Genomic DNA, 12,034 nt, shown 5'->3' on the forward strand with positions numbered 1-12,034 from the left:
GTTTTTATATTTCAAATATTTGGGCATGTTAAAACGACTGTTAATTGAAAATTATGCCATCATTGATAAGCTTGAAATTGAATTAGGTTCAGGCTTACACATAATAACGGGGGAGACCGGTGCCGGAAAGTCAATACTTTTAGGAGCGCTTTCAATGGTCTTAGGTCAACGTGCTGACACATCTGTGCTGAGAGATGTAAATACAAAAACAATTATAGAAGCTACATTTGACATAAGTCACTATGATTTAAATGATTTTTTTATAAAAAACGACCTGGATTTTGAAACGCATTCTATTTTTCGCCGGGAAATAGCTCCTTCCGGGAAATCAAGAGCTTTTATAAATGATACACCGGTTAATTTAAATATTTTAAAAGAGATTAGCAGTAGATTGATAAATGTTCACTCTCAGCATGACACTCTGGAGCTTGCCACTCCTGCATTTCAGTTAAATATGCTGGATCAGATTGCTGAAAATGATACTTTACAAGCAGAACATTCTAAAAATTATTATTTATATAAATCAACTGAAAAAAAGATAATCGCTTTAAAAAAAGAGCTTGAGCAAAATCTGGCGGACAAGGATTTTATCACTTTTCAATTAAATGAGCTTAATCAGCTGACAGAAGAAGATCAAAGCCTGGAAGAGTTGGAGCAGGAACTCAATACTCAGCAACATGCAGAAGAAATAAAGGTGAAACTAAACCATGCTTCAGACATGTTACAAAACTCTGAATATGCTATTCAGACTCATTTAGATAGTCTTTTAACAGAATTATCTTCTATCAAAAAAATCTTACCTTCCATAGCAGAGCTTTATAGTAGATTAGAAAGTATATCGATAGATTTAAAGGATATTTCAAATGAAATCGAACACTTAGAAGCAGATATTATCTATGACCCTAACAGCCTCGATATAATTCAGGAAAAGGTTAATTTTATTAATAAATTACTGCACAAGCATCAGGCAGAAAATTTAGAAAAACTCTACGAGATTCGAGAGACTTACACCAGTAAGCTGTCATTGTTAGAAAACTCTGATTTTGAATTGGACAGCCTTCAGTCAACAGCAGATGCACAAAAAAAAGAATTACAAAAAAGTGCAGCTTTACTTAGTGAAAGCAGGCAGGCTGCCATTGAACCAATTGAAACGGAAGTAAATAAGATGATACGCGATTTGGGAATGCCTCATTCTATGTTTCAAATTCGTATTGATAAAAAGCAGGGAGATTTACCGGGCGAAAAAGGGATAGATGAAGTTGCATTTTTATTTTCTGCTAATAAAGGCAGTCGTCCTGATGAAATAAAAAAAGTGGCTTCCGGAGGAGAATTGTCCCGGCTTATGTTGAGCATAAAAAGTTTGCTGGCTGAAAAAACAGCACTACCCACTTTAATTTTTGATGAAATTGATACCGGTGTCTCCGGGGAAGTAGCGCTGAAGGTGGGAAAGCTTCTTGAAAAAGCAGCTAAAGGGATTCAAATCATCAGTATTACACATTTGCCTCAAATAGCTGCCAGAGGGGACATGCATTTTTATGTGTACAAAGATGAATCAGCGGATAAAGTAAATACAAGGATGAAGCTGCTTTCGCCGGCAGAAAGAGAGCAGATACTAGCTAAGATGCTTTCAGGAGAAGCGTATACGGATGCGGCACTTGAGAATGCCCGTCAACTTTTAAAATCTTCTGTATAATTGGCGACAAACTCAAATGTTTCAAAACGGGTTTTCCCCTTTTTCTTATTATATTTGCAAAAATCTTTTTTATGAATTTTGAATTATTAAAAGGCAAGAAGGGAATCATATTCGGAGCTCTCGACGAAAGTTCTATAGCATGGAAAGTTGCAGAAAAAGCTCATGAAAATGGTGCTGAGTTTATATTGACCAATGCACCTGTGGCATTGAGGATGGGAAAAATTAATGAGCTTGCTGAAAAGTGTAATACAGAGGTTATAGGTGCGGATGCTACTTCAGTTGAAGACCTGGAAAATCTTTTCCGTAAAGCAATGGAGAAATACAACGGAAAAATTGACTTTGTTTTACATTCCATAGGCATGTCGCCCAATGTTAGAAAGGGAAAGTCTTATACAGATACAAACTATGATTTTTTCTTGAAAACTATTGATATCTCTGCTTTAAGCTTTCATAAGGTTTTGCAAACGGCCTATAAATTAGATGCTTTAAACCCCTGGTCAAGTGTTTTAGGTTTGACTTATATAGCTGCTCAAAAATGCTTTCCGGGATATAATGATATGGCTGAGGCTAAAGCAATGCTTGAGTCAATAGCGAGAAGTTTCGGATACCATTACGGGAATAAAAATAAAATAAGGGTAAATACGATTTCACAATCTCCTACTGTCACTACAGCAGGCTCCGGTGTTGAAGGCTTTGATAAGTTTTTCACCTATGCCGACAAAATATCTCCCCTGGGTAATGCGACTGCTGAAGATTGCGCGAATTTCTGTGTAGTCATGCTGTCTGATTTAACAAAGATGGTGACCATGCAAAATATTTTCCACGATGGTGGATTTTCAAATACGGGAGTGAGCGAAAAAATTATGGATTTAATCCCTGACAATAGTTAGGTAAATACTGAACCAAAGCTGTTAATCGGCTGTTTTCAAATAAAGTTTATACAATGAAAAAGTTTCTTTTTAAGATAAGTGTTTTAACTGTTTTTGTACTACTTGTTTCAAGTAGTTTAGTCAGTGCACAGTGTCCAATGTGCAGAACAGCAGTTGAAAGTGCAATGGAAGGTGGTTCAAGCATTGGTAATGGTCTTAATTTCGGTATACTTTATTTGCTGGCAATGCCATATTTGTTTTTTACAATAATTGCTTTCTTTTGGTACAGGAATTTCAAAAAGAAGAAGCAAATGGAATCTATATTTGAGTAAATATCTTTTTTTGGCTTTCACTCCTTTTGTGAAGCTGTCTACTGAATGAACGAAAATGACCCCTTTCATAGAAACTAAAGTTGCTTTTCACACACTTGGTTGCAAGTTAAATTTTGCCGAAACATCTGCTATCAGTAAAAAATTTAAAAAAGACGGATATGCTGTTGTGGATTTTGATGATGAAGCAGATATTTACGTAATTAATACTTGTTCAGTAACCGATCATGCCGATAATAAGTGTCGCTATTTTATTAATAAATCAAAGAGAAAGAACCCCGAATCTAAAGTTGTAATAATTGGTTGTTACGCTCAGTTAAAACCAGATGAAATAGTTGAAATTCCGGGAGTTGATATGGTTTTAGGTGCAAAAGAAAAATTCAATATACTCGATCACGTTGAAAAATTATACTCTGCCGACAAACCATTAAATATAAGTTCAGAAATTAATGAAGTTGATTTCTTCTCTCCTTCCTGGTCAGTGGATGACAGAACCCGTACCTTTTTGAAGATACAGGATGGCTGTGACTACAGTTGTACTTTTTGCACCATACCTTTAGCAAGAGGCAAAAGCAGAAGTAGTGATATCCCCGGTGTTTTGAGCGAAGTGGATAAAATTGCCAAAAACGGAGTTAAAGAAATAGTTTTGACAGGAGTTAATACCGGTGACTTTGGCAGATTGCCCGGTGAGAAAAAGTCAGACATTGGTTTTTTAGACTTAGTTAAGGAATTAAATGAAGTGCAAGAGATTGAGCGTTTCAGAATTTCCTCTATAGAACCGAACTTACTTCATGATGAGATAATTAAATTTGTAGCATCCTCAAAAAAGTTTGTACCTCATTTTCACATACCATTGCAATCCGGCAGCAATAAAATTTTAAAATTAATGCGCCGTCGTTACCTCAGAGAATTATATCAGAAAAGAGTTGAAACCATACATTCATCTATGAATGATTGTGCAATCGGGGTGGATGTAATTACCGGTTTTCCCGGAGAAACAGAGGCAGACTTTTTGGAAACCTATAATTTTTTGCTTGATTTGGACATAGCATACCTGCATGTATTTACCTATTCTGAAAGGCCCAACACTCCGGCAATTGAAATGGATAATGTTGTGCCTTTTAAAATCAGAAAGAAACGAACTAAAATGTTAAGGTCATTATCAGAGAAAAAGCGTAATGCATTTTACAATCGTTTTTTAAACACTTCCAGAAAAGTGCTTTGGGAAGGGCAGTCTACAGAAGATGGAAAGATGCTGGGATATACAGATAATTACATTAGAGTGGAACAAGACTTTGAAGAATTTAAGGTAAATACTATTGAAGAGGTATATCTTAGCGGAATATCCCCAAATGGTTATGTGCAAACAGAAATGTCTCAATTGCAAACTTCCCGGGTTTAAGTATACTTGCTTATGATTTTTTTGCACAGGTCATATGCAACTCTTACGGATTTCATTTATGACCTGACAGGTTTATATATTCCCCTTCCTATCTATTCTTTTGGTTTTTTTGTAGCATTAGCCATATTTACTTGTTTTGCTTTTGCTTATTTTGAATTAAAGAGAAAAGCAAAAAATGGTGAGTTTAAATATATAGAGCGGAAGAAAAAAGATAAAACGCTGTATTATTTACCTCATCAATTGGCGGCGAACATGTCAATGAGGTCTGTTGTTTGGGGATTTGTCGGGGCAAAGTTGTTTTATTTATTAGAGTCGCCTCAAGAGATTAAATACATTTTTCAGGACCCGCTGCTATTTTTAACCAGCGGATTAACTGTTTATGGGGGAATTATTTTCGGCTTTTTTTCTGTGTTGTTTGATGCAAAAAGATATAAGATTTCATTTTGGAAATTGGCCGATGCCACTGCGCCGGGTCTAATGTTTTCTTACGGAGTTGGTCGCCTGGGATGTCATGTTTCGGGAGATGGTGATTGGGGGCGGGTTAATTCGCATGAAAAACCTGAGTTTTTTTCATTCTTACCGGATTGGTTATGGGCTCATGATTATCCGCATAACATCATTGATGCAGGAAAGCCAATTGAAGGTTGTGTTGAAAAGCATTGTTACGTTTTAGCTGAGGCTGTTTACCCTACACCTGTTTATGAGTTTTTTATTTGCCTGCTTTTATTTTCGCTTATTTGGTGGTTGAGAAAAAAAATATTTATACCGGGAATTTTATTTGGTGTTTACCTTGTGCTTAATGGAATTGAACGATTTTTTATCGAATTTATCAGGGTGAATCAATTGTATGAAATTTTATGGTTTCACTTATCACAGGCTCAAATAATTTCAGTATTATTAGTCTTAAGTGGTTTTGTTTTAATTTTTTATATGGTTTATAAAAAAAAATAAACTCCACCCGAAGACGTAAAATTACAATCCCGGATGGAGTTTAAGCGGGTAAATTATTGAATAATTAACCTTTCAGCGGTTTCTATCTCTTCATTTTTTATTGAAACAATATAAATCCCGCTTTTTAAAGTGCCGTTAGGAACAAGTAAAATTCTTTTATCGGCAGCATTTATTCTCACTCTGCTTTGTAAACGACCTTGCAAATCAAAAATGTTAGCTACCAGGTTTTGATTCGTTTTTATTTCATTTGAAATAATGTTTAAGTATACATCCTGATTGTTACTTGGGTTTGGAAACAAGTTTATTTGAAAGTTTATTTCCTTTTCAAGGTTAACAGCTACTATAGGGAAGGTTTCACTGGTCCCGTCAAAATCCGTTTGTGTTAATCTATAGTAATTAGTGCCTGAAGATGGATTAAAATCCTCTGTATGATAGCTAACTGTTCTGGTTGAATTGCCCATTCCCTGGACAGTTTCAAATATTTCAAAGTTTATTCCATCAGAACTTTTTTCAACAGTAAAATAATCATTGTTTATTTCTACTGAGGTCTGCCATTTTATGTCTACACTTGTTCCATTATAAGAAGCATTAAAAGACAGCAACTTGACAGGAAGAGTGGATGAGGAGCTTTCATACCCCATCGCAAACTTTGATGATTCTTCATCTTCAACATAGAAATATTCAGAGTCACCGGAAGTTTTGAATAATCGGGCATTTCCAAGTAAATCTCCCGGGCCGGGAGAAAATGAAGGTAAATCCGGATTGGTTGGATTGACTTGAAGTGCACTTGCACTTACTTTTAACCAATTAAATTCTCCATTAATGTCTGAACAAATTAAGCTAGTTTTAAACGCTGCTGTATCAATGTTAAGGTTAGCTCTATTGTATTTATAGAAAAAGTCATACTTATTTTTCAGATTAGGGTTTTCATTGTAAATAAATACACCATAGGAATAGTAATCTAAGCTTCCATCAATCCCGGAAGGTAATTGCACACCGCTTAAATCTAACTGACTTCTATAAATATGAACGGTACTAGGGGTGTTTAAAAAATTTAATACCCCGGCATAGTATGTTTCATCAGTACCTAAAACTAAGGCTGAATCACTATCATATTGAAAAGAGGAAGCTATTCCTATTGGAGCTGTTGATGCAATTATATTTTCAAGATTACTGAAGCTGGTTATTAATCCATTATCTGTTAAATCTTGAAAAGTGTTTCCATCATTCTTATCAAAGTTTAGATAAGTAACTAGGTTTGAATCATTATCTTTTAAGATTCTGCACATAAATGTTCTTAGCTCTTCTTCTGACCTTGATGTTTTCCAATATCTTACTTCATCAATATAGCCTGAAAATGTCCTGTTCGGGTAATTGAAATTTTTTCCTATGCTAAAATCTTCATCTGAAATCACAATTTGGCCATTGTAAGTTTCTTGTGCTGATAAAATTCCATTTTGATATAGTTTCACAATAGATTGATTGATAGCTGCATCGTATTCATAAGTTAAAGCTACATGATTCCAGGTATTTTGGACAATATTTTTATCAGAAGTTAATAAACATAAGTCATCAGGGCACCCATTGCCTGGAATATAAACTGCCGCTCCTAATTCTCTGGATGACCCACCTGCAAGTACTTCCCAGCCACCATTACTGTTTAACTTACTGATTAGAGGGTTTCTTATCAACTGATTACTGGAATGTGTTAGCATAAACCAGGTTTCGATTGTAAATGCCTCATCTAAGTCAAGAATTGGAGAGTGGTCAATTTTTACCCCGTGTTGATTTTTTGTTAAATGAATCATATTTCCTGAATCATTAGATGTATTAAAGCTAATTTCCGGTTCTTCAGGAGTTATAAATGAAATACAGTTAACCGTGACATTATTAATACCCGGACCATGTACTTTAATTTCTATTTCATCAAAATTAAAATCCTCCAGATTTACTGTATTACAGTTGCTTTCTGAACTCCAGGAATTGCTGGTAGTAGTTGTCCCACTTCCTCCATTATTTGGTAAATCAAAAAATAATGAATATTCACTATTTTTAAGATACCCTTGCAAAGTCCAAAGTGATGAAGGTGCATCTGAGCCAACAAATGCTATTTCATACTCTAAATCAACGGTAAAATTATATCCCCAATCACAGCTTGATGTAGCAGGATTAATACTTATGGGAGTAATTGAGATATCTACAATATAATTATTGTCTGATTCTACCTGACAAGTTCCTATAGTTTCAATTTGAGGATTTTCAGTTGGTGGTTCGCTACTATAACCTCCGGGTACGCCTTCGCACACTATAGTTTGTGAAGGAATACCTTGTCCTGAAATAGTTATTTCAATGGTATGAAAATTTAGTGTTTCCAAATCTATGGTTTGGCAATCAGAGTCAGATCTCCAAGCGGTTGATGTAGTTGTTGTTCCGGTACCTCCATTATTATTTAAAGGAAAAAACAGATTATAATCATCGCTTTTTAGGTTCCCCTGTAGAGTCCACATACTTGAAGGAATATTATTTCCAACAAATGAAATATCATATTCTAAATCAATAGAAAAGTTATATCCCCATGGACAGTTACCCGGGTTTTTGTTTATTTGAACCGGATTAATTGAAATAAGTACTTCATAACCTTCAGAAGAGCTTACAGAACAAGTCCCAATTTGTTCATTTCCGGAAGCAAATGTTTCTTCTGTAGAACCGAACTGGCTGACTAAAATTGCAGTAGCAGAAATTAATAAGACTCCAAATAATCCGAGAATCATGTATTTTGTTCTGCTTTGAGATAGTTTGGTCGTTTGTCTTAATAGTTTTCGTCTTTTCATTGTTTTAGAATTTTTGTTTGAGTCGAAAAAATTGTTTTCAAGGATTTTGTTTATAAAACGTTTCATTTCTTTGGATTTTGAAAAAAGTTAACTTTGATATATGGAGTTCATACGGGTAAGTGATATTTTAGAATGAAGAAGTAAAATGAAATTTCCGACAAAAAAAAGCTTAAATAGCCGCATTATAAGTATAGAATAAAAAAACAATTTAAATCAAAACAATAATAGTTTTGCCCGAAAAAATGTTATTTTTGCATAAAAAATAAAAGCTTATGTCTGAGAGAAATGGATCTGTTACAGCGTTCATGAAACATCATTACCGTCATTTTAATGCTGCTGCATTGATGGACGCAGCTAAAGGATATGATAAGCATTTAACAGAAGGGGGGAAGATGATGATTACTTTAGCCGGTGCTATGAGTACTGCTGAGATAGGCTTGTCACTGGCTGAGATGATTCGACAGGATAAAGTTCAAATTATATCGTGTACCGGAGCAAATTTAGAAGAAGATCTGATGAATTTAGTTGCCCATACGCATTATAAAAGAGTGCCTCACTACAGAGATTTAAGTCCTCAGGACGAATGGAATTTACTTGAGGATGGGTTTAACAGAGTAACGGACACTTGTATTCCGGAAGAGGAGGCATTCAGACGGCTTCAAAAGCACATCTATAAGATTTGGAAAGAAGCTGAAGAAAAAGGCGAAAAGTATTTCCCTCATGAGTATATGTATAAAATGTTATTATCGGGAGTTTTAGAGCAGTATTATGAAATTGATCCTAAAAACTCATGGATGCTGGCTGCTGCTGAGAAAAACATACCTATAATAGTTCCCGGCTGGGAAGATTCAACTATGGGCAACATCTTTGCATCCTATTGTATTAAAGGGGAGCTGCAATCTACGACCGTAAAGAGCGGAATAGATTATATGGTATGGTTATCAGAATGGTATAGAAATAACAGTTCCGGTAAGGGTGTTGGCTTTTTCCAGATAGGAGGAGGAATTGCCGGCGATTTTCCTATTTGTGTAGTGCCTATGATGTACCAGGATTTAGAATGGCATGATGTTCCTTTTTGGTCTTATTTCTGCCAAATATCTGATTCTACTACCAGTTACGGGTCTTATTCAGGAGCTGTTCCCAATGAGAAAATAACATGGGGAAAGCTTGATATTAATACACCTAAATTCATAATAGAATCTGATGCAACTATCGTAGCGCCCTTGATTTTTGCTTATTTACTCGGTTGGTAATTTAAGGAGCTAAGCGGGATTTACTCCATTCATTCATGCTTGTTTTTTCAAAGCAAATACGATCATGGAGTCTGCCGGATCGTCCCTGCCAAAATTCAATGCTTTCGGGTATAACTATGTAGCCTCCCCAAAATTCAGGTCTCGGAACCCGGCTACTTTCAAATTTCTCTTTATATTCATTGTGTTTATTTTCCAAAAAGTTTCTGTCTTCGACTTTTTGACTTTGAGGAGATGCCCATGCACTTATCTGGCTTTCCTTTGGTCTGGTATTAAAATAATCATCAGAATCTTTTTCAGTTTGCTTTCGGATGATTCCTTCTATGCGAACTTGTCGCTCCAGTTCAGCCCAAAAAAATAACAAACAAACACTTTTATTTACATCAATTTCTTTTCCCTTTCTGCTGTTGTAATTTGTAAAGAATACGAATCCATTTTCATCAAAATTTCTTAAAAGTACAATTCTTGAGCTCGGTTTTCCATTAGCGTTTACTGTAGATACCGCCATAGCATTTGCATCTTTTATTTTCTTTTCAGCAGCTTCTATAAACCATTTTTTAAATAAATCTATAGGGTTTGAAGGGATGTTATTTTCGCTCAAACTGTCTTTTCCGTAATCAATCCTGTTTTTCCTTATATACTCTCTTAATTCGTCCATTTTATTCGTTTAAAAGGTATTCTATTAAAAACATCGTTCTTAATTCGGTGAAAAAATCTCTGTTGGATTTCCTTCTAAAAGAATGTCCTTCATCTTTGGCTAACATGAACCAAACATTTCCATTGTTTTCATTAACGGCCGAAACCATTTGTTCTGCTTCAGAAGCCGGAACGCGGGGATCGTTTAATCCGTGAGCAATAAATAAAGGACTTTTGATTTCATCCGCTCTTGTAAGTGGTGAAATTTCTTCAAGAAAAGCTCTCATTTCAGGAATTCTTTCATCACCATATTCAACTCTTCTCAGGTCTCTTCTGTAAGATTCAGTATTTTCGAGAAAAGTGACAAAATTTGTGATACCAACTATGCAAATCCCGGCTTTCAGCCTGTCATTGAAATGTATTAATGAAGCTAAAGACATATACCCTCCATAAGAACCACCTGTTACAGCAATTCTATTATTGTCAAGGTCACTTTGACTATCTATCCAATCAATTAATTTCCCGATATCTTTAACGGCATCTTCTCTCTTTTCCCAGTTGTCAAGTGTAAGATAAGTCTTTCCGAAGCCCGAAGATCCTCTTACATTTGGATAAATAACAGCTATACCTAACTCATTTAATGTAAACTGCGTAATAGGATTAAAATATGGTCTTGCTTGTGATTCCGGCCCGCCGTGAATATCAATTAACACAGGAAAAGGACCTTCTCCTTTAGGTTTGTATAAAATTGCAGGAATTTCTCTGGTTTTTCCATCTACTTTATCAAATGTAGGGTATGTAATGATTTCAGGTATAACAAATGTTTCAGTATCTAATCCTCCAACTTCTCCAATCGTCCATTGGACTGTTTCTTTCTTTTTATAATCCAAAACATAGACTTCGCTTGGTGAGGTAGGTGTATTGATTGTCATAGCTAAATTAAGCTTATTTGGGTGAAATTTCATGGATGTGATTATGCCCGGAGGTATATTCTCGTTTTTTCGAAATCGTTTCGTGCGGGTATCTAAGGTATACAATACACTAAAGCCATTTTCATTTGTTACGAAAGCCAGTTTTTTCCCATCATGACTAATATCAAAAGCAGTGACATCCCAGGGGATATTATGGCTAATGGGTACCATTTCTTTCTCAGTAATACTATAGTAATGCAATGTTCTGAATTCGTGATTTTGATCACTTACAATAAATAACCCTTGGTTGTCGTGGCTAAACATTGCAGTTCCGTATGCTGTTTTTTCACTGTCAGGATTAATTTGAACCTTTTCATTAGTGTTTAAATTCAAAATATAATAGTAGGATTCATTTGCGGAAAGGTAATTAAAAATGAGTTTATAGTTATTGTCAGGAGAAATATCCCCTCCTCCCCAATAGCCCGTTCCTTCAAATATAACTTCAATATCTTCCGGATTTTTCAAACTTGCCCTGAAAATATCATAATCTCTACCGTTTCTGGGGGTCCCGTTATAATAAAAATATTCTCCATTGTTGTCCCAATAGCCACCACTGAACCGATGTTTGCCATCGGTTAGAAGTTGTACTTTACCGGAAATTTTATCAAAATAATACAACTGAAAATTTTCATTACCATCGGCATCCATTCTGAAGATAAAACCATTTTCACTATCAGCCGGATTTACACTTGCACCCATAGCTGCATTATCAAAGAAGGTTATTTGTTGTCTGGCTCCCTTTGGTTTTGCAACATAGTGAACTTGGGCTGTTTCTCCAAAACGGGTTCCAATCAACATGCCGCCATCCTGCGTCCAATCTCTAAAAGCTGCACCACGTGTGTTTTGATATTGTTGTAAACGGTTTTTAATCTCGATGGGGACTTCATCCGGGATGTTTTCTAAAACTAAATTGCCTCTTTCAATACGATTTTGGCTATTTGCTTCGATTGTAAACAATACAATCATTGAAAAAATAAATGCTAAAAAGAATATGTGTTTCATAGATATTTTTTAAGTATAAAATTGTTAAACTTTTTAAGAATTAACAAAAGAATTGATGAGTGATTTTAATAAACAAAAAAGCCCGGAAATAACCGGGCTT

9 protein-coding genes are annotated in these 12,034 nt (G+C 35.2%); 6 read left to right on the forward strand and 3 right to left on the reverse strand.

Going from position 1 to position 12,034, the window contains the following annotated elements; translation table 11 throughout:
• Window positions 1-25 precede the first annotated feature (25 nt).
• The 5 genes from recN (at window position 26) to EA412_08155 (ending at window position 5,244) form a co-directional block, all read left to right on the forward strand.
• Window positions 26-1,693 (forward strand): DNA repair protein RecN, encoded by a 1,668-nt coding sequence (recN, locus tag EA412_08135; protein TVR78637.1) that lies wholly within the window; start codon window positions 26-28, stop codon window positions 1,691-1,693.
• A gap of 71 nt (window positions 1,694-1,764) precedes the next feature.
• Window positions 1,765-2,583, forward strand: coding sequence for an enoyl-ACP reductase (locus tag EA412_08140; GenBank protein TVR78638.1), 819 nt, complete (start codon window positions 1,765-1,767; stop codon window positions 2,581-2,583).
• A gap of 53 nt (window positions 2,584-2,636) precedes the next feature.
• A complete protein-coding gene (locus EA412_08145; GenBank protein ID TVR78639.1) occupies window positions 2,637-2,894 on the forward strand; it encodes a hypothetical protein in 258 nt (85 codons plus the stop codon).
• A 55-nt stretch (window positions 2,895-2,949) separates the two neighbouring features.
• Window positions 2,950-4,293: a tRNA (N(6)-L-threonylcarbamoyladenosine(37)-C(2))-methylthiotransferase MtaB gene (mtaB, locus tag EA412_08150; GenBank protein TVR78640.1), complete on the forward strand. Its 1,344-nt coding sequence runs from the start codon at window positions 2,950-2,952 to the stop codon at window positions 4,291-4,293.
• 12 nt (window positions 4,294-4,305) lie between these two features.
• Window positions 4,306-5,244 carry a prolipoprotein diacylglyceryl transferase gene (locus EA412_08155; protein ID TVR78641.1) on the forward strand — a complete coding sequence of 313 codons (939 nt, stop codon included), beginning with the start codon at window positions 4,306-4,308 and terminating at the stop codon, window positions 5,242-5,244.
• A 53-nt stretch (window positions 5,245-5,297) separates the two neighbouring features.
• Here the strand turns inward: EA412_08155 and EA412_08160 are convergent, their stop codons facing one another.
• Window positions 5,298-8,141: a T9SS C-terminal target domain-containing protein gene (locus EA412_08160; protein ID TVR78642.1), complete on the reverse strand. Its 2,844-nt coding sequence runs from the start codon at window positions 8,139-8,141 to the stop codon at window positions 5,298-5,300.
• Window positions 8,142-8,347: 206 nt separating this feature from the next.
• Between EA412_08160 and EA412_08165 the strand changes: the two genes are divergently transcribed.
• The gene (locus EA412_08165; GenBank protein ID TVR78643.1) at window positions 8,348-9,328 is read left to right on the forward strand and encodes a deoxyhypusine synthase; all 981 of its coding nucleotides are present in this window, start codon (window positions 8,348-8,350) and stop codon (window positions 9,326-9,328) included.
• 1 nt (window position 9,329) lies between these two features.
• Here the strand turns inward: EA412_08165 and pdxH are convergent, their stop codons facing one another.
• Together pdxH and EA412_08175 are read right to left on the reverse strand one after the other, a co-directional pair.
• The gene (gene pdxH, locus EA412_08170; protein TVR78644.1) at window positions 9,330-9,983 is read right to left on the reverse strand and encodes a pyridoxamine 5'-phosphate oxidase; all 654 of its coding nucleotides are present in this window, start codon (window positions 9,981-9,983) and stop codon (window positions 9,330-9,332) included.
• 1 nt (window position 9,984) lies between these two features.
• Complete coding sequence (locus EA412_08175) at window positions 9,985-11,934, reverse strand: S9 family peptidase (protein TVR78645.1); 1,950 nt, start codon at window positions 11,932-11,934, stop codon at window positions 9,985-9,987.
• Window positions 11,935-12,034 lie beyond the last annotated feature (100 nt).

The organism is Chitinophagaceae bacterium, from assembly GCA_007695095.1.
Lineage (GTDB): Bacteria > Bacteroidota > Bacteroidia > Chitinophagales > REEL01 > REEL01.